At 73.2% G+C, this 17,771-nt stretch carries 13 protein-coding genes; 4 read left to right on the top strand and 9 right to left on the bottom strand.

Annotation, left to right across the window (positions count from 1 at the left end):
* Positions 1–23 precede the first annotated feature (23 nt).
* From ACH4TP_RS10135 to ACH4TP_RS10120, 4 genes are all read right to left on the bottom strand, one after another.
* Entirely contained in the window at positions 24–1,490 is a 1,467-nt protein-coding gene (locus tag ACH4TP_RS10135) for an NCS2 family permease (protein ID WP_389227190.1), read from the bottom strand.
* Positions 1,491–1,729: 239 nt separating this feature from the next.
* Positions 1,730–4,117 carry a xanthine dehydrogenase family protein molybdopterin-binding subunit gene (locus ACH4TP_RS10130; RefSeq protein ID WP_398185510.1) on the bottom strand — a complete coding sequence of 796 codons (2,388 nt, stop codon included), beginning with the start codon at positions 4,115–4,117 and terminating at the stop codon, positions 1,730–1,732.
* Positions 4,118–4,119: 2 nt separating this feature from the next.
* Complete coding sequence (locus ACH4TP_RS10125) at positions 4,120–4,704, bottom strand: (2Fe-2S)-binding protein (protein WP_389227185.1); 585 nt, start codon at positions 4,702–4,704, stop codon at positions 4,120–4,122.
* 2 nt (positions 4,705–4,706) lie between these two features.
* Positions 4,707–5,597, bottom strand: a complete 891-nt coding sequence (locus tag ACH4TP_RS10120) for an FAD binding domain-containing protein (protein WP_398436945.1) — start codon at positions 5,595–5,597, stop codon at positions 4,707–4,709.
* Positions 5,598–5,901: 304 nt separating this feature from the next.
* Between ACH4TP_RS10120 and ACH4TP_RS10115 the strand changes: the two genes are divergently transcribed.
* Together ACH4TP_RS10115 and ACH4TP_RS10110 are read left to right on the top strand one after the other, a co-directional pair.
* Positions 5,902–7,596, top strand: a complete 1,695-nt coding sequence (locus ACH4TP_RS10115) for a PucR family transcriptional regulator (protein WP_389227181.1) — start codon at positions 5,902–5,904, stop codon at positions 7,594–7,596.
* Between the two features lie 342 nt (positions 7,597–7,938).
* Entirely contained in the window at positions 7,939–8,727 is a 789-nt protein-coding gene (locus ACH4TP_RS10110; protein ID WP_389227178.1) for a hypothetical protein, read from the top strand.
* 33 nt (positions 8,728–8,760) lie between these two features.
* Here ACH4TP_RS10110 and ACH4TP_RS10105 read toward each other — a convergent pair whose 3' ends face one another.
* Together ACH4TP_RS10105 and ACH4TP_RS10100 are read right to left on the bottom strand one after the other, a co-directional pair.
* Complete coding sequence (locus ACH4TP_RS10105) at positions 8,761–10,416, bottom strand: WD40 repeat domain-containing protein (RefSeq protein WP_398436942.1); 1,656 nt, start codon at positions 10,414–10,416, stop codon at positions 8,761–8,763.
* 221 nt (positions 10,417–10,637) lie between these two features.
* Positions 10,638–11,492: a GntR family transcriptional regulator gene (locus ACH4TP_RS10100; protein WP_389227172.1), complete on the bottom strand. Its 855-nt coding sequence runs from the start codon at positions 11,490–11,492 to the stop codon at positions 10,638–10,640.
* A gap of 175 nt (positions 11,493–11,667) precedes the next feature.
* Here ACH4TP_RS10100 and ACH4TP_RS10095 point away from each other — a divergent pair, with 175 nt between their 5' ends.
* Together ACH4TP_RS10095 and ACH4TP_RS10090 are read left to right on the top strand one after the other, a co-directional pair.
* A complete protein-coding gene (locus ACH4TP_RS10095; protein WP_389227169.1) occupies positions 11,668–12,534 on the top strand; it encodes a (2Fe-2S)-binding protein in 867 nt (288 codons plus the stop codon).
* A 202-nt stretch (positions 12,535–12,736) separates the two neighbouring features.
* Complete coding sequence (locus tag ACH4TP_RS10090) at positions 12,737–13,849, top strand: DUF2637 domain-containing protein (protein WP_398436940.1); 1,113 nt, start codon at positions 12,737–12,739, stop codon at positions 13,847–13,849.
* 30 nt (positions 13,850–13,879) lie between these two features.
* Here ACH4TP_RS10090 and ACH4TP_RS10085 read toward each other — a convergent pair whose 3' ends face one another.
* From ACH4TP_RS10085 to ACH4TP_RS10075, 3 genes are all read right to left on the bottom strand, one after another.
* Positions 13,880–14,284, bottom strand: coding sequence for an ATP-binding protein (locus tag ACH4TP_RS10085; protein WP_389227162.1), 405 nt, complete (start codon positions 14,282–14,284; stop codon positions 13,880–13,882).
* A 91-nt stretch (positions 14,285–14,375) separates the two neighbouring features.
* Positions 14,376–16,118, bottom strand: a complete 1,743-nt coding sequence (locus ACH4TP_RS10080) for a pyruvate dehydrogenase (protein WP_389227159.1) — start codon at positions 16,116–16,118, stop codon at positions 14,376–14,378.
* A gap of 27 nt (positions 16,119–16,145) precedes the next feature.
* A complete protein-coding gene (locus ACH4TP_RS10075) occupies positions 16,146–17,702 on the bottom strand; it encodes a protein phosphatase 2C domain-containing protein (RefSeq protein ID WP_398436938.1) in 1,557 nt (518 codons plus the stop codon).
* Positions 17,703–17,771: the final 69 nt, after the last annotated feature.

Genomic DNA, 17,771 nt, shown 5'->3' with positions numbered 1-17,771 from the left:
GTGGGGAGGGCTGCGGTGCGGCGTCAGCTGACGCCGAGCCAGCTCTCGATGGGATGGATCGCGAAGTACACGATGAAGATCGCGGTCAGGCCCCACATGAAGCCGCCGACCTCGCGCGCCTTGCCCTGCGCCGTCTTGATCACGACGTAGGAGATCACACCGGCCGCGACACCCGTGGTGATGGTGTACGTGAACGGCATCAGGACCACGGTGAGGAAGACCGGGATCGCGACGGCGCGGTCGCTCCAGTCCACGTGCTTGGCGTTCTGCATCATCATCGAGCCGATGACGACCAGGGCCGCGGCGGCGACCTCCTGGGGCACGATCGCGGTGAGCGGCGTGAAGAAGAGGCAGAGGGCGAAGAATCCGCCGGTGACCACGGAGGCCAGGCCCGTACGGGCGCCCTCGCCGACGCCGGTCGCGGACTCGACGAAGACCGTCTGGCCGGAGGCCCCGCCGATGCCGCCGACGATGCCGCCGGCGCCGTCGATGAAGAGCGCCTTGGAGAGGCCCGGCATCCGGCCCTTGTCGTCGGCGAGCTTGGCCTCGGTGCCGACGCCGAGGATGGTGGCCATGGCGTCGAAGAAGCCGGCGAGCACCAGGGTGAAGACGATCATGGTGATCGTGATGTAGCCGACGTCGCCCCAGCCGGTGAAGGACACGTTCCCGATGAGGGAGAAGTCCGGTGCGGAGACCGCGCTGCCGTGCAGCTCCGGCGCGCCGGAGAACCAGGCCTTGGCCGGGATGTCGGCGACCGCGTTGAGGATGACCGCGACGACGGTGCCGGCGACGATGCCGATGAGGATGGCGCCGGGGACGTTCCGGGACTGGAGCGCGAAGATCAGCAGCAGGGTGAAGGCGAAGATCAGGACGGGCCAGCCCTGGAGCTCACCGGCCGGGCCGAGGGTGACGGGACCGCCGCCGGGGGCGGGGTTCTCGTGCACGAAGCCGGCCTTCACGAAGCCGATGATCGCGATGAAGAGGCCGATGCCGATGGTGATGGCGTGCTTCAGGGCGAGCGGGATCGCGTTCATGATCATCTCGCGGAGGCCGGTGACGACCAGGAGACAGATCACGGCGCCGTACGCCACGGACATGCCCATGGCCTGCGGCCAGGTCATGACGGGGACGACCTGGGAGGCCATCACACCGGAGACGCTCAGACCGGCGGCGAGGGCGAGGGGGACCTTGCCCCAGAAGCCCATCAGGAGAGTGGTCGCGGCCGCGCAGAGGGCGGTGGCGGTGATCAGCGCGGGCTGGCCGAGCAGATCGCCGTTGACGTCCTTGCCGCTGAGGATCAGGGGGTTGAGCAGGAGAATGTACGCCATCGCCATGAAGGTGGTGACGCCGCCGCGGATCTCCGTCGCGACGGTGGATCCTCTCTCCGAGATGTGAAAGTACCGGTCGAGCCAAGAACGTCCGGCGGGGTTGCGCGAGCCGGAGCCCGCGTCCTCCGCGGTGGTCTTGGGCTCCACAGACGACTGGGTCATGGGGCCTACTCCCAAGGTTCAAAGGGGCACCCGCATCAGACTTCGAAGCTCTGACGTGAAGCTGCGGGATTTGGGATATTGAGTTGGCTGCACGACCCGGGGGACGGCCCGAGACGAACGGGGTACTGCTGTGAAGCGGGTACTGCGGGTGGTGCGGGTACTCCGTCGAGGGAGTGCTCCGGGCGGTGTGGGCGGTGGAAGTGTGACGTTCCTGGGAGGCACGCACCGCCCGGAGAGTCCTACAGGGTGCCGGTGAGCGCCTCGGGGCGGACCGGCGTCTTGTTGAGCTCCAGGCCCGTCGCCGCCCGGATCGCCGCGAGGACGGCCGGGGTGGACGAGAGGGTCGGGGCCTCGCCGATGCCCCGGACGCCGTACGGCGCGTTGGGGTCGGCCAGTTCGAGGTAGTCGACCGGGATGGTCGGCGTGTCGAGGATCGTCGGGATCAGGTAGTCCGTGAAGGAGGGGTTGCGCACCTTCGCGGTCTTCGGGTCGACGATGATCTCCTCCATCACCGCGACGCCCAGGCCCTGGGTGGTGCCGCCCTGGATCTGGCCGACCACGGAGAGCGGGTTGACCGCCTTGCCGACGTCCTGGGCGCAGGCCAGCTCGATGACCTTGACGAGGCCGAGCTCGGTGTCCACCTCGACGACCGCGCGGTGCGCGGCGAAGGCGTACTGGACGTGGCCGTTGCCCTGGCCGGTGACGATGTCGAAGGCCTGGGTCGGACGGTGCCGGAACTCCTCCTCGACCTCCACGACCTGGTCCTCCAGGACGTCCGCGATGGTCGCGAGGGCCTCGCCGCCGTCGGTGACGACCTTGCCGCCCTCCAGGAGGAGTTCGGCGTTGGCCCAGGCCGGGTGGTACGAGCCGAACTTGCGCCGGCCGATCTCCAGGACCTTCTCGCGGACGATCTCGCAGGAGTTCTTGATGGCGCCGCCGGTCATGTACGTCTGGCGGCCCGCGGAGGTCGAACCGGCCGAGCCCACCTGGGTGTCGGCGGGGTGGATGGTGACCTGCTGGACGCCGAGCTCGGTACGGGCGATCTGCGCGTGGATGGTGACGCCGCCCTGGCCGACCTCCGCCGCGGCGGTGTGGACGGTGGCGACGGCCTCGCCGTTGATGACCTCGATGCGGATCTTGGCGGTCGAGTAGTCGTCGAAGCCCTCGGAGAAGCCGACGTTCTTGATGCCGACCGCGTAGCCGACGCCCCGTACGACGCCCTCGCCGTGCGAGGTGTTGGACAGGCCGCCCGGCAGCGCGCGGACGTCCGCGCTCTCACCGGCGGTCTCCCACTGGCGCTCCGGCGGCAGCGGGCGGGCCTTGACCCGGCGCAGCAGCTCGGCGACCGGGGCCGGGGAGTCCACGACCTGGCCGGTCGGCATGATCGTGCCCTGCTCCATGGCGTTGAGCTGGCGCAGCTCGACCGGGTCCATGCCCAGCTTGGCCGCGAGCTTGTCCATCTGCGCCTCGTAGGCGAAGCAGGCCTGGACCGCGCCGAAGCCGCGCATGGCGCCGCAGGGCGGGTTGTTGGTGTAGAGGCCGATCGCCTCGATCTCCACGTCGTCGACGACGTAGGGGCCGATCGAGAGGGAGGAGGCGTTGCCGACGACCGAGACCGTGGAGGAGGCGTACGCGCCGCCGTCGAGCACGATCTTGCACTTCACGTGCGTGAGCTTGCCGTCCTTGGTGGCGCCGTGCTCGTAGTAGAGCTTCGCCGGGTGCCGGTGGACGTGCCCGAAGAAGGACTCGTACCGGTTGTAGACCATCTTGACCGGCTTGTTGGTGCGCAGGGCGAGCACGGAGGCGAGGATCTGCATCGAGATGTCCTCGCGGCCGCCGAACGCGCCGCCGATGCCCGCCATGGTCATGCGGACCTTCTCCTCGGGCAGGCCGAGGCAGGGGGCGATCTGCTTGAGGTCCGAGTGCAGCCACTGGGTGGCGACGTACAGGTCCACGCCGCCGTCCTCGGACGGTACGGCGAGGCCGGACTCGGGGCCGAGGAAGGCCTGGTCCTGCATGCCGAAGGTGTACTCGCCCTTGACGATCACGTCGGCGCGCTTGGCGGCCTCGGCGGCGTTGCCCCGGATGATCGGCTGGCGGTGCACGATGTTCGGGTGCGTGACGTGGGCGAAGGCGTGGTCGGTGCGGTTCTCGTGGACGAGGATCGCGTCCGGGGCGGTGGCCGAGGCCTCGTCGGTGATGACCGGGAGCTCCCGGTACTCGACCCTGATCTTCGCGGCGGCGCGGCGGGCGGTCTCCGGGTGGTCGGCGGCCACGAGGGCGACCGGCTCGCCGTGGTGACGGACCTTGCCGTAGGCGAGGACCGGGGTGTCCTGGAACTCCATGCCGTAGTTCTTCGCGGCCGGCAGGTCCTCGTGGGTCAGGACGGCGTAGACGCCCGACACCTTCAGGGCCTCGGAGGTGTCGATCGACACGATCTCGGCGTGCGCGACGGTGGAGCGCAGGACCTGGCCCCACAGCATGTCCTCGTGCCACATGTCCGAGGAGTAGGCGAACTCGCCGGTGACCTTGAGGGTGCCGTCCGGGCGGAGCGTGGACTCGCCGACGCCGCCCTTGGTGTGGTTCTGGGTGACGTTGCCGGGGATGCCGGTGGTGGTGCCAGCCATGGTCAGACCGCCTCTCCCTGACGGGCGGCCGCGAGGCGGACCGCGTCGAGGATCTTCTCGTAACCGGTGCAGCGGCAGAGGTTGCCGGAGAGCGCCTCGCGGATGTCCGCGTCCGTCGGGGACGGGTTGCGCTCCAGCATCTCGTCGGCCGCGACGAGCAGACCGGGGGTGCAGAAGCCGCACTGGACGGCGCCGGCGTCGATGAACGCCTGCTGGATCGGGGAGAGTTCGACACCCTCGCCGGTCTGCGAGTCCTGGGGCTTGGCCTCCCAGCGCTTGGCCTCGTCGACCGAGGTGCCGCAGGCGCCGCTCGCGCAGCCGGCATGCTCCTCACGCTGCTTGGCGTAGTCCGCCAGGCCCTCGACGGTGACGACCTCGCGGCCCTCGACCTGGCCGGCGGCGACCAGGCACGAACAGACCGGCACTCCGTCGAGACGGACGGTGCAGGAACCGCACTCGCCCTGCTCGCAGGCGTTCTTGGAGCCGGGCAGGCCCAGACGCTCACGCAGAACGTAGAGGAGGGACTCGCCCTCCCAGACGTCGTCGGCTTCCTGCGGACGACCGTTGACCGTGAAATTGACGCGCATGGTTATGCAGCTCCCTCAAGCGTGCGGCCCGCGCCGCGGTACTGCTCCCACGTCCAGCCGAGCTGGCGGCGAGCCATGATGCCGACGGCGTGGCGCCGGTACTTGGCGGTGCCACGGACGTCGTCGATCGGGTTGGCGGCGGCCGAGCAGAGGTCGGCGAACTGCTTGGCGATCGACGGGGTGATGATCTTTCCGTTGTCCCAGAAGCCGCCCTCCTCCAGAGCCGCGTTCAGGAAGGCCTCGGCCTCCTTGGCGCGGATCGGGGTCGGCGCGGCGGAGCCGATGCCGGTGCGCACGGTCCGGGTCTCCGGGTGCAGGGCCAGGCCGAAGGCGCAGACCGCGATGACCATCGCGTTGCGGGTGCCGACCTTGGAGTACTGCTGGGGGCCGTCCGCCTTCTTGATGTGGACGGTCTTGATGAGCTCGTCGGGCTGGAGCGCGTTGCGCTTCACGCCCGTGTAGAACTCGTCGATCGGGATGAAGCGGTTGCCGCGCACCGACTCCACCTCGACCTCGGCGCCCGCGGCGAGCAGGGCCGGGTGGGCGTCACCGGCGGGCGACGCGGTGCCGAGGTTGCCGCCGACGCCGCCGCGGTTGCGGATCTGCGGGGAGGCGACCGTGTGCGAGGCCAGGGCCAGACCCGGGAGTTCCGCGCGCAGGTTCTCCATGATCTGCGTGTACGGGACGGAGGCGCCGAGGCGTACGTTCTCCTCGCCGACCTCCCACTCGCGCAGCAGCTCGACGCGGTTCAGGTCCAGGAGGTACTCGGGACGCCGGTGGTCGAAGTTGATCTCGACCATGACGTCGGTACCACCGGCGATGGGCACGGCCGTGGGGTGCTCGGCCTTGGCGGCGAGCGCCTCCTCCCAGCTGGCGGGGCGAAGGAAGTCCATGGTGGCTCTCTTCTAAGTGATTCTGGTGTTCGGGGGTCGAGCAGTGGGTCCGGGGGGACGGCCGGCCCTCGACGTGTTCATGTGCTGTTCACGCGGTGTGTGGCCTAGTACACAAGCCACGATCGCCCGGGTGCAGTCACCGAAACCATGAAGGAGTTGGCTGGTGCCCGTCGTCGTCTTGTAGATTCGAACGAAAGGCGGAGAACGGAAACCTCACCGTTTCCCCCTGGGAACGGTGGCACCGCGCCACCGTCGACAACACGACACTTTCACCATCACCGAACGAAGGAACGGCGGCGACACGATGCGGCTGCGCGCACTGCTGGAGAACGACGCGCTCGGGCTGCGCCTGCTCGGCGGCGAGGACGAGCTGGACCGGACCGTCCGAGGCGTGATGACGACGGACCTCAAGGACCCCAGCCGGTACCTGTCCGGCGGCGAGCTGGTGCTCACCGGCCTCGCCTGGCGGGCGGAGCCCGCCGACAGCGAGCCCTTCGTCCGGATCCTGGCCGCGGCCGGGGTGGCCGCCCTGGCCGCGGGCGAGGCCGAGCTCGGTCCCGTCCCCGACGATCTCGTGGCGGCGTGTTTGCGCCACCGGCTCCCGCTGTTCGCAGTGAACGAGTCCGTTGCGTTCGCGACGATCACCGAGCACGTTGTTCGACAGGTCTCCGGCGAGCGGGCCGGGGACCTGGCGGCTGTCGTCGACCGCCACAGGAGGCTCATGACCTCCGGGCCGGCCGGCGGCGGACCCGAGGTCGTCCTCGACCTCCTGGGCTCCGACCTGGACCTGCGGGCCTGGGTCCTCTCCCCCACCGGCCGCCAGATCGCGGGCGCGGGAGAGCCCCTGGAGGCCGGGCTCGCCGCCACCCTGGCGGGCGAGCACCTGGCCGCCACCCGGACCGGCCGGCGCGGCCCGCACCGGCTGAGCGTCGCCGGGTCCACGTACTCGCTCTTCCCGATCCGCAACACCGGCCGGGGCGCCGCGCCCGCCTCCCGGGACGTGCGCGAGACGGTCCTGTCGGACTGGCTGCTCGCCGTCGAGGCGGACGCCGGGGACTGGCCCGCCGCCCGGCTCGACCTGCTCCAGGGCGTCACCCAGCTGATCTCCGTCGAGCGGGACCGGCGCGACGCGGCCCGCACGGTACGGCGCCGGCTCGCCCAGGAGGTCCTGGAGCTGGTGCAGACGGGCGCCGCGCCCGCCGAGATCGCGGCCCGGCTGCGGGTCGCCGCCCCGGTGCTGCTGCCCGGGCTCGGCACGGCCCCGCACTGGCAGGTCGTCGTCGCCCGCGTGGAGTGGGAGCAGGAGGCCGGCCAGACCCCCGTGGACAGCGGGCCGGTCGCGCAGGCGCTCCTGGAGGAGATCCTCGTCGACCCGGCGACCGTCGGCGCCGAGTCGGCCGACCGGATCGCGGTCGCGCACAGCGGCGACGAGGCGATCGCCCTGGTCCCGCTGGCCGCGGGCCCGCTGCCGGAGAGCGAGGACGAGGGCCCGGCCCCCGCCCTGGGCCTGCATGCGGACGCGCTGCTCGCCGCCGTACGGGCGCCGCTCTCCTCGGGTCTCGACGGCGACGGGCGCCTCACGCTGGGCGTCAGCGCGGCCGTGGCGTCGGCGGAGGGCCTGCGCGGGGCCCTGGAGGAGGCCCGGCACGCCCGCCGGGTGGCCGCCGCCCGTCCGGGCCGGGTCTGCGCCGCCGGGCACCACGAGCTGGCCTCGCACGTGCTGCTGCTGCCGTTCGTGCCCGACGACGTCCGCCGCGCCTTCACGGCCCGCCTCCTCGACCCGCTGCGCGACTACGACCGCCGCCACCGGGCGGAGCTCATCCCGACCCTGGAGGCGTTCCTCGACTGCGACGGCTCCTGGACCCGCTGCGCGACCCGCCTCCACCTGCACGTGAACACGCTGCGCTACCGGGTGGGCCGGATCGAGCAGCTCACCGGCCGCGACCTCTCCCGCCTGGAGGACAAGCTCGACTTCTTCCTCGCGCTGCGGATGAGCTGAGCGGGCTCGCGCACCGGCTGATCCGCACGTTCCAGGGCCCGCCCAGGGCCCCGGCGCTTCACTCTTTCGGGCGAGTCCGGAGGAGTGGCGTCCGGGCCCTCGGCGGGCCTTCGGCGTCAGGTTCCGCGGACCGGGCCCGGGCCTGATCAGCGGCTTGATCACGGGCCGATCGGCGATTCGCCGGCCGGCCGGACCGGGTCGGGGCGCGGCTCTCCACCCCGGCTCGAGTTTGTGAAATTTTTCACCCGACCCCTTGGCCGGGTACTGCCGTTCGTGCTGAGATGCCGTCCTACTCAACAGCTCGATGGCGCGCTCGGGGAGGGCAATGTGGCGGATACCGCCATGTCTGGTTCCGAATCAAGGGGTGGCGAAGATCCGTCCCTCGCCTACGGCAAGGAGACACCCGTGGAGACCGCCATATGGCGTCTCCGCTCCCGAGGTTGCTGGACGGACGCGGCCGCGCTGCTCGCGCCGCACGCGTCCGAACCGGCGGCCGCACTCGAACGGGCCGCGCTGCTGATCGAGCGCTGCCTCTACACCGAACAGGGCTGGGCCGACGCCGAGGAGGCGCTCCGCGCGGCCGAGGCGGTGGCCGGCACCGACGAGGAACGCGGCGCGGCGGCCTGCGAACGCGGCTATCTCGCCTACGCCTCCACGCTGTTGGGCGTACGCGACCGGGCCGACGAGGCCCGGATGGCGCTGGGCCGGGCGGCGGCCCTGATCGCCCCCTCCGGCGGCCGCCGCCCGCTCCTGGACTTCCGGCGCGGGCTCATCGCCCAGAACCTCGGCGACTCCCCGCAGGCGGCCCGCGCCGCGTACCGCAGGGCACACGCCGGGGCGACGGCGCAGGGGGACTCGCTCCTGCTCTCCTTCACCTGGCGGCACCTGGCCGGACTCGCCCTGCGCGAAGGGGAGTTGGCGGAGGCGCGACACGGTTTCGCGGAGTCCCTGCGGATCCGCGAGGAACTGGGCTACCTGGTCGGTACGGCCCCGGCGCTCACGGCCCTGGCGACCACGGAGACCGAACCGGAGGCGGGCCGCCTGCGCGCCGAGGCCCGGCGCCTCTTCCAACTCCTCGGCGGGGTGCCGACCTGGCTGTCGGCCCAGCTGACACCCCGGCCCGCCACCTGAAGTCCCTTGTGCTGACAGCCTGGTGATGTCCCGTCACTTCTCCTTCGGAGCGAGGCACACCAGGCTGTCGTCGGTGCCGACGAGCAGGGAGCCGGCACCGGTGACCGCGACCGCGCGGACCGGGGGGCCCGGACGGAAGGAGAGCGTCGGGCCGCCCTCCGGGCGGTGGAGTTCGACGAGGCCGTCGGCCCAGGCCGCGGCGACCAGCGGCCCGTGCGGGGTCTCCGTCGCATGCAGGGAGACGACCGGCGAGGGCCGTTCGGCGAGGGGCTCGGAGTGCGTGTCACGGCCGGGGGTCCAGAGCCGGACGCTCCCGTCGGCGCCGCCGGAGCAGACGAACGGGGTCTCGGACTCGACCGCCGCGACGGCCGTGACCCGGCCGCTGTGCGAGGCCGACTGGTGAAGACCCGTCAGGCCGAAGGCGTGGACGGAGCCCAGCCGGTCCCCCACCACCACCGATCCCGCGATCGCCGCGAGGGCCGTGCCCGGATGGCGGGCCAGGGTCGCCGAGACCGCCTCGGTGAGCCGCTCCAGATACGGGGGCCGGGGCGCCGTCCCCCGTACGGCATGCAGCCGCCCCCGGTCGTCCAGGAGCAGCACCGTGCCGTCCGGCGCGGGCGCGAGCGCGGTGATCCGGCCGGGGACGGCATGCGCCAGGCGCCCGGCGGGACTCGCGTCGGCCTCGTGGAGCAGCCGTACGGTGCCGGTGGGATCGCCGACGAGGAGGGTGCCCTCCAGCGGGCCGCCCGCCGCGCCGAGCACGGCGACCGGGCCCGGCCAGGGCGGGTTCAGGTCTCCGCGGTGGCGGGCCCATCGGACCCGCCAGGGCGCGCCCGCCGCGAGCTCGGCCAGTGCGGGGCGCAGCCGGGGGTCGGCGCCGTCGCCGAGCGCGGCGAGGAGGACCAACGCCCGCTCCGCCGGGGCCTGTTCGCGGCAGAGCGACTGTCCGGCGCGCATCCAGGCGGTGCGGAGCCCGCCGTGCCCGTCGGCGGTGCCCTCGCCGGGCCGGGCGGACGGTTCGGGCCCGTCGAGGGTGCCCGGCACCCCGGCGAGCGCGGCGCCGGTGACGTACGCGGTGGTGACGAGCAGCGGGTCGGCCGCGCAGACGGCCGCCGGGTCGGAGAGGTCCGGCAGCGGCGGGGCGGGCTCCGCGGAGGCGGTATCGGGGGTCTCCGGCTCGCCGTCGAGGTCGACGACGGTGGTCCGGCGCTCGGCGCGCAGGACGGCGGGGGCCGGGGTGCCGCTCCGGGCCTCGACCACGAGGCGGACCCTCCCGACCCCGGCGAGCTCGGCGATGAGCCGGGTGAGCGCGGCGGGTTCGGCGGCGGCGTGCAGGTCGGTGAGGAGGAGGACGGTCCGGCCGGCGGGCCGCGTCTCGCTGGTGGCGAGGGCGTGGACGAGGTCGCCGGGCGAGCGGGCGACGACGCCGAGGCGGTCGGCGATCGTCCAGGCAGCGCCGAGCGCGCTCTGCCCGGCGAGCGGGACGAGCATCCGGTGCGCCCGGCGGCGGGACCGGCCGGAGCGCGGTCCGTACGCGGCGAGCCAGCCGAGCAGGGCCGTCTTGCCGCTGCCCGGGGCCCCGGTGACCAGGCAGAGCCGGGGCGCCTCGGGATCGGTCAGCCAGCCGAGCAGCTCACTGGCCTCGGCTTCCGTACCGTCCCATGCCGGGGACGGGGGCGCGGACGGCATGGGACACCTCACGGGCGACGCGGTGCGAGCGGCTGACGCCTCCGACCTTAGTCGCCCGGGGCTCGGGGGGTGCCGTGTCGGGCAGGCCGGATCAGGGAGCGGCGTCCGGTGCCGTGCCCCGCAAGGCGGAGGAGGGAGTTCGACGCGGAGCGCCGGCGACCGACGACAACGCGGCGAGGTGCGGGTGCCAGGCGCCACGAGCCCGGCCGGCACGGCGCCCCCTAGCACTCCGATCCGGCGAAGTGCTCTCGTACGAGGGCTTGGACGACGGTCAGGTCCTGGGCGATCAGGGCGTCGAGCAGGGCGGTGTGCTCGGCGGCGTCGGCGACGAGGTCGCCGTGGCGGAGGGCGGGGGCGCTGATCAGGGGCCACTGGGAGCGGCGGTGGAGGTCGTCGGCGACGGCGAGCAGCTGCTCGTTCCCGGCGAGGGAGAGGACGGCCCGGTGGAAGGCCCGGTCGGCCTCGGCGTAGTGCGCGCGGTCGCCCCGGGCGGCGGCTGTCGCGGTCGCCTCGGCGAGCGGCCGGAGTTCGGCCCAGCGGGCGGCGGGGACCGTGCGGGCCAGCCGCAGCATCACGGGCACCTCGATGAGCGCCCGGACCTCGGCGAGCTCGGCGAGCTCCCGGGGGGTGCGCTCGGTGACCCGGAAGCCGCGGTTCGGCACGACCTCGACCGCCCCCTCGACGGCGAGGCGCTGCATGGCCTCGCGGACGGGCGTGGCGGACACCCCGAAGCGCTCGCCGAGCGCGGGGGCGGAGTAGACCTCGCCGGGCCGGAGCTCACCGCCGACGAGGGCCGTACGCAGCGCTTCGAGGACCTGCCCTCGAACGGAGTGCCGGTGCACGACCCGGGGCCCGAGGGCCCCCGACTCGACGCGGGGCGTACCGGCCGCCAACCCGTCCCGCCTGCCCTCGGCACCGGAGGTCGGCTCGCCGTGGGTGTGTTCGCCTCGGGCGGTCTCCGTGCCGCGTGTCTGCTGTTCCGGTACGCGTGCGGACGCGCCGAGCGGGCCCGTGGCGTCGACGAAGGGCGGGGACGGTCGGTCCGTCGTCCGCTCGCGCGCTGCGCCCTGCTCCACCCGGGTCCCTCCTGCGGCCTCGTGCCGGGCTCGGCTCGCGTCGCCCGGGTCCTCTGTGCACCATAGGCGAACGGACCGACATCCGGGGCATACGGGCCGCCTCCGCAGGTGGGAGGCCACCCCGAATCGGGTAAGGTAAGGCTAACCTGCCAACGCTCGCGATTCGGTGGTCCGCATGACCGTCCCCGCCCTGTTGCCCGCCCCCCTCGCCTCGCCCGTCGCGGCTTCCTACGCCCGGCTCGCGGAGGTCTTCCCCAACCTGCGGATAGAGGAACCCGGCCGGGGCGAACGGCTGCCGGACGGCGCGGGCTGGGTGGGCGCGGAGGCGCTGGCGGCCGGCGGCCCCGCCCTCGACGCCTTCCTCGCCTGGGACGACGCGCAGGTGCTGCGGGACTACGGCACCCGGGCCCGCCCCGACGTCGTCGCGAGCTTCGGACTGCACCGGTACGCCTGGCCCGCCTGCCTCCTCGTCACCGTCCCGTGGTTCCTGGACCGCCGGGTGCCCCGCCTGCCCGTCCGGAACGTGGCCTTCCAGCGCACGACCGGCCGCCTGGTGGTCCGGGTGGAGGAGTTCTCCTGCCTACCGGGCGACCCCGCGGCGGCCCTGCCCGGCGCCCGGGTCGTCGACGGCGAGGAGGCGCTGCGGGCCGAGGTGCGCGCCTCGCTCGCCGAGCACTTCGAGGCCGTCCTCGATGGTTTCGGGCCCCGGATGCGGCGCGGCCGCCGGGCCCTGTGGGGGATGGCCACGGACGAGATCGTCGAGGGCCTCTGGTACGTCGCGGCCCTGCTGGGCGAGGAGCGGCGGGCGAGGGCCGAGCTCGAACTCCTCCTGCCCGGCACCCCCAAGCCGTACGAGCCGTACGCGGGCGGGGCGGCCTTCCGCGAGCTGCCCGGGTCCGAGGGGCCGGACGGCGCTCCGCGCGCCACCCGCGACCGGGCCGCCTGCTGCTTCTTCTACACGCTGCGCCCCGAGGACACCTGCCTCACCTGCCCGCGCACCTGCGACGCCGAGCGCGTCCGCCGGCTGGCCGCGACCGCCTGAACCCCGAGGGATTACGCCACCCGTACGAGTGCCGTAAATCGAACTCAAACCCCTTTCCCTGTACGCGCGTTCGACCAGATCGCACCTATTCGTATGCCCCGCGACCCCGATGGCGTGCTCTTGCCCGGAAACCCCTTGAGCGCCCCATGGGGTCGGCCAGTATGGGCCGCCAAACGCCCTACTGCGATGCAAGGGACACCGCATGAGACTGACCGACATATCGCTGGACTGGCTGCTTCCGGGCGGCGTGATGGTGGCCGGGGTCCTGACGGCGGTGGCGGTGCTCGCGCGCGGGAAGCGCGCCGGTGACCAGACCGCGGCCGACGACTCCTGGGAGCGGAGCGAGGAGCGTCGCAGACGCAAGGAGGCCGTCTACGGATTCGCCTCGTACGGGCTGCTCTTCCTCTGCGCGGCCGTCGCGGCGGCGCTGTCCTTCCACGGCCTCGTGGGCTTCGGCCGGCAGAACCTGAACCTCGCCGGGGGCTGGGAGTACCTCGTACCCTTCGGCCTCGACGGCGCGGCCATGTTCTGCTCGGTGCTCGCGGTCCGCGAGGCCAGCCACGGCGACGCGGCCCTCGGCTCGCGCCTGCTCGTCTGGCTGTTCGCGGGCGCGGCGGCCTGGTTCAACTGGGTCCACGCACCGCGCGGCATGGGTCACGACGGGGCTCCGCACTTCTTCGCGGGCATGTCCCTCTCGGCGGCGGTCCTCTTCGACCGGGCGCTGAAGCAGACCCGCAGGGCCGCGCTGCGCGAGCAGGGCCTGGTGCCCCGCCCGCTGCCGCAGATCCGCATCGTGCGGTGGCTGAGGGCACCCCGGGAGACCTTCGCGGCCTGGTCGCTGATGCTCCTGGAGGGCGTGCGGACCCTGGACGAGGCGGTCGACGAGGTGCGCGAGGACCGGCGGGAGAAGGAGCAGAACCGGCTCCGCCGGCGCGACCAGGTGAAGCTGGACCGGGCGAGACTCAAGGCGATCAACCGTCAGCACCGGTCCTTCGGGCTCGGCCGCGGCGGCGGACGCCAGGTCGAGATGGCGGCACTGGGCGCCTCTTCCGGCACCGGCCAGGGCCCCGGTGCGGGCAGTGGTTCGGGCTCCGCGACGGCCGCCGTGCAGGCCGCCGTCGCGGAGCCCGCCATAGCGGACCCCGGACAGCTGCCGCTTCGACCCCGGCCTTCCCTGCAAGCCGTGAGGGGCGATGAGCCCCGCCCCGGCGAGTCCCGGACGGTGGACCTCACCGCCGAGGACGACACCCAGGCGCTGCCCCGTCTCGACTCCCTGGAGCGCAAGCTCAAGGACCTGGAGCAGCAGTTCGGCTGAGCCGACACGGAAATCCGGCGGGGCCGCCTCTCAGGCGGCCCCGCCGTTCAGTTCGAACCACACCACCTTGCCCACTCCGTGGTCCTCGACGCCCCAGGAGTCGGCGAGCTCCTGGACGAGGACGAGTCCCCGGCCGTGCGTACCGTCGTCGGCGGGCGGTACGGGCGGCCGTTTGAGTCCGGGCACGAAGTCGCGGACCTCGACCCTCAGCTGCTCCGGGACGACCGTCGCGGTCACGACGGCCCCGTGCTCGGTGTGGACCAGGGCGTTCGTCACCAGTTCGCTGGTGAGCAGTTCGGCCACGTCGGAGGCGCCCGGTCCGCCCCACTTCCGCAGCAGTTCACGCAAGGCATGTCGCACCTCCGGCACCGCGGTGAGATCCGCGCATCCCACCTTTCTGAGCAGTTGAGTCGGCTGTCGTGCCTCCCCGGCCATATCCCCCACCCACAGGTCGCGTCGAACAGGCTCACGGGGATGCATGCCCCGTGTCACCGTCCGCATTCATGAGGTGACGACGGACACTCCCTCAGGGCCTGGGCACGTTGCGCAGGTTGGAGCGGGCCATCTGGAGCATCCGGCCCACTCCCCCGTCCAGGACGATCTTCCCGGCGGAGAGCGCGAAGCCGGCCACCATGTCCGCGCTGATCCTGGGCGGGATGGAGAGCGCGTTGGGGTCGGTGACGATGTCGACCAGGGCCGGTCCCTTGTGCCTGAAGGCGTCCTTGAGGGCGCCCGCGAGGTGTTTGGGCTTCTCGACGCGGACGCCGTAGGCCCCGGCGGCGCGGGCGACGGCGGCGAAGTCCGGGTTCTTGTTGGTCGTGCCGTACGAGGGGAGTCCGGCGACCAGCATCTCCAGCTCGACCATGCCGAGCGAGGAGTTGTCGAACAGGACGACCTTCACGGGCAGGTCGTACTGGACGAGGGTCAGGAAGTCGCCCATCAGCATCGAGAAGCCGCCGTCGCCGGAGAGCGAGACGACCTGGCGGTTCCGGTCGGTGAACTGGGCGCCGATCGCCTGCGGCAGGGCGTTCGCCATGGAGCCGTGGCTGAACGAACCGATGATCCTGCGCCGTCCGTTGGGCGAGAGGTAGCGGGCCGCCCAGACGTTGCACATACCGGTGTCGACCGTGAAGACCGCGTCGTCGTCGGCCAGTTCGTCGACGACGGAGGCGACGTACTCGGGGTGGATCGGGACGTGCTTCTCGACCTTGCGGGTGTACGCCTTGACGACGCCCTCCAGCGCGTCGGCGTGCTTCTTCAGCATCTTGTCGAGGAAGCGGCGGTCGGTCTTGGCGCGGACGCGCGGGGTCACGGAGCGCAGGGTCTCGCGGACGTCGCCCCAGACGGCCAGGTCGAGCCGGGAGCGGCGGCCGAGGTGCTCGGGCCGGACGTCCACCTGCACGATCTTCACGTCGTCGGGCAGGAAGGCGTTGTACGGGAAGTCGGTGCCGAGCAGGATCAGCAGGTCGCACTCGTGGGTGGCCTCGTAGGCGGCGCCGTACCCGAGGAGTCCGCTCATGCCGACGTCGTACGGATTGTCGTACTGGATCCACTCCTTGCCGCGGAGGGCGTGCCCGACCGGCGCCTTGATCCGCTCGGCGAACCGCATCACCTCGGCATGCGCCCCCGCCGTCCCGCTGCCGCAGAAGAGCGTCACCCGGTCGGCTTCGTCGATCATCCGGACGAGGGCGTCGAGCTCGGTGTCGCCGGGGCGGACGGTGGGCCGGGTGGTGACGAGCGCGGTCTCCACCGTCTTCTCCGGGGCCGGCTGGGAGGCGATGTCGCCGGGCAGCGAGACGACGCTGACGCCGCCTCGGCCGACGGCGTGCTGGATCGCCGTGTGGAGCAGCCGGGGCATCTGCTTCGGGTGGGAGATGAGCTCGCTGTAGTGGCTGCACTCGCGGAACAGCTGGTCGGGGTGGGTCTCCTGGAAGTAGGAGAGGCCGATCTCGCTGGACGGGATGTGCGAGGCGAGCGCGAGGACCGGGGCCATGGAGCGGTGGGCGTCGTACAGGCCGTTGATGAGGTGGAGGTTGCCGGGCCCGCAGGAGCCCGCGCAGGCGGCGAGGCCGCCGGTGATCTGGGCCTCGGCGCCCGCGGCGAAGGCGGCGGTCTCCTCGTGCCGCACCTGGATCCAGTCGAGCGAGGGGGTACGGCGGATCGCGTCGACGACCGGGTTCAGGCTGTCGCCGACCACGCCGTACAGCCGCCGGACGCCCGCGCGGACGAGGATGTCGACGAACTGCTCCGCCACGTTCTGTTTGGCCATGGCTCCATCAACACACGGCCCGGCGGGTTACGCCTCCCAGACGGCCACCCCCGTGCGGTCGTCGGCGTAACCCGTCACCCTCAGCTGGGTGTCGGCGAGGAAGGCGGCGAGGCCGGGCGGCTCGGGGTCGGCCCAGCGGGCGGCGAGCTCGTGGGCGAGGGCGGGTTCGCCGCGCATCGGCTCGGCGAGGCCGGGCGAGGCGAGCAGGAGGGTGTCACCCGGGCGGGCCACGGAGGCGCGGAAGCGGAAGGGCTCGGCGGGGGCCGGTACGGGCTCCTCGATGAGCGGCGGGGCGGTGGTGATGCCGAGGTCCATGGTGAACCGGTCGCCGTCCTCGGACGCCTCGGGAACGGCGGTCGGGGAGCCGAAGCCGACGACGGGGGCGCCGGTGACGGCGGCCGGTTCGGGCAGGAGCGGTTCGAGGTCCTGCCAGGAACCGTCGCGGAGCCGGAAGAGACCGCCGCCGCCGATGCCGAAGAAGACCCGGGTGCGGCACTCGGGGTCGGCGGGGAGGAGGAGGCAGCGGAGGGTCGCGGTGTACTCGTCGGGGGCGAGGCCCCGCTCGGCGGCGCGGGTCCGCAGCTTGCCGTAGGTCCGGTCGGTGAGCCGGTGCAGTCCGGACTTGAGGTCGCCGCGGCGGCCGGACCTGATGTCCTCGGAGAGCCGGGCGTGGCTGCGGCAGACGGCCTCGGCGATCCAGTGGCAGGCGTCGGCGGCGGCCACATGGGCGTCCTCGGCGGCGCGGGAGCCCGCGGCGACGGCGACGAGGACGAGCGCGGCCTCGTCGTGCCCGAAGCGCGCGGTGAGCAGGGCGTCGCGGCGGGGTTCGCCCCGGTAGCGCGCCGAGTCGCCGCGCACGGAGGCGGCGCGCAGGGTGCAGGTGCCGTAGCGCGCGCCGTCGAGGACGGTGTCGGCCACCAGTTCGCCGAGCTCACCGGGACGGGCGACGGGCAGCGCGGTGGGCTCCGCCTCGTACGTGGGCGGCCTGCTGCCGACGAACCCGGTCCTGGGCCGGGGCACGGACACGGCGATCTCGACGGTGAGTTCAGGACCCTCCTCCGACTCCCCCTCCACCTCCGGCAGCAAGGGCACCTGCACGGTGGGCGCCTCGACGGGCGCGGCGACCGGCGACGGAGGCGGCGGGGCCGGCGGCCCCGGGAAAGTCCGGGGCCCGGCACCTTCGGGCGCCTCCCAGGGCGCCGAACCGGGCACGGGGGGCACCTGCCGGGGCGCGGGAGGCGCGGAGGCCACGGGCGGCGCGGGCGGTGCCGGCCGCGGCGGCGGCTCCGGGAGCCTGCTCGGGCTGGAGGGCGGCGGGGGCGGCGGCGACGGGGGCACCGCGGGCCCGGGCGGTACCGGGGGCGGGCCGGACGGCACGGAGGCCGCGGGCCGGGCCGGCGGCGTGGTCGCCGGTTCCGGCTTCGGCGTCAGGTCCGCCCGGGGCGTGCGGTCCGTCCGGGGCGGCGTCGCGCGCGGTGTCGTGTCGAAGTGGTCGTCGAGCGTGTCACCCGAGACCGTCGGGGCCGTGTCCGGCGCCGACTCGTCGTAGAGCTTGTCCCACCAGTTGTCCCCCTGCTGAGTCATGCCCTTATTGTCCACCGCGGGCGGCGTCCGAAAACGGGACACCAGAAAAACCGTTGCTGCGAATGGGTG

This window comes from Streptomyces sp. NPDC021012 (assembly GCF_044333355.1).
Taxonomy (GTDB): Bacteria; Actinomycetota; Actinomycetes; order Streptomycetales; family Streptomycetaceae; genus Streptomyces.
The sequence above is the reverse complement of the archived record's forward strand: the minus strand, read 5'-3'. Positions and strand labels throughout refer to the sequence as shown.

Excerpts from the sequence above, each read along its gene's own strand:
- ACH4TP_RS10135 (WP_389227190.1), bottom strand. The coding sequence starts at position 1,490 with ATGACCCAGTCGTCTGTGGAGCCCAAGACCACCGCGGAGGACGCGGGC.
- ACH4TP_RS10130 (WP_398185510.1), bottom strand. The coding sequence starts at position 4,117 with ATGGCTGGCACCACCACCGGCATCCCCGGCAACGTCACCCAGAACCAC.
- ACH4TP_RS10125 (WP_389227185.1), bottom strand. The coding sequence starts at position 4,704 with ATGCGCGTCAATTTCACGGTCAACGGTCGTCCGCAGGAAGCCGACGAC.
- ACH4TP_RS10120 (WP_398436945.1), bottom strand. The coding sequence starts at position 5,597 with ATGGACTTCCTTCGCCCCGCCAGCTGGGAGGAGGCGCTCGCCGCCAAG.
- ACH4TP_RS10115 (WP_389227181.1), top strand. The coding sequence starts at position 5,902 with ATGCGGCTGCGCGCACTGCTGGAGAACGACGCGCTCGGGCTGCGCCTG.
- ACH4TP_RS10110 (WP_389227178.1), top strand. The coding sequence starts at position 7,939 with ATGTCTGGTTCCGAATCAAGGGGTGGCGAAGATCCGTCCCTCGCCTAC.
- ACH4TP_RS10105 (WP_398436942.1), bottom strand. The coding sequence starts at position 10,416 with ATGCCGTCCGCGCCCCCGTCCCCGGCATGGGACGGTACGGAAGCCGAG.
- ACH4TP_RS10095 (WP_389227169.1), top strand. The coding sequence starts at position 11,668 with ATGACCGTCCCCGCCCTGTTGCCCGCCCCCCTCGCCTCGCCCGTCGCG.
- ACH4TP_RS10090 (WP_398436940.1), top strand. The coding sequence starts at position 12,737 with ATGAGACTGACCGACATATCGCTGGACTGGCTGCTTCCGGGCGGCGTG.
- ACH4TP_RS10085 (WP_389227162.1), bottom strand. The coding sequence starts at position 14,284 with ATGGCCGGGGAGGCACGACAGCCGACTCAACTGCTCAGAAAGGTGGGA.
- ACH4TP_RS10080 (WP_389227159.1), bottom strand. The coding sequence starts at position 16,118 with ATGGCCAAACAGAACGTGGCGGAGCAGTTCGTCGACATCCTCGTCCGC.
- ACH4TP_RS10075 (WP_398436938.1), bottom strand. The coding sequence starts at position 17,702 with ATGACTCAGCAGGGGGACAACTGGTGGGACAAGCTCTACGACGAGTCG.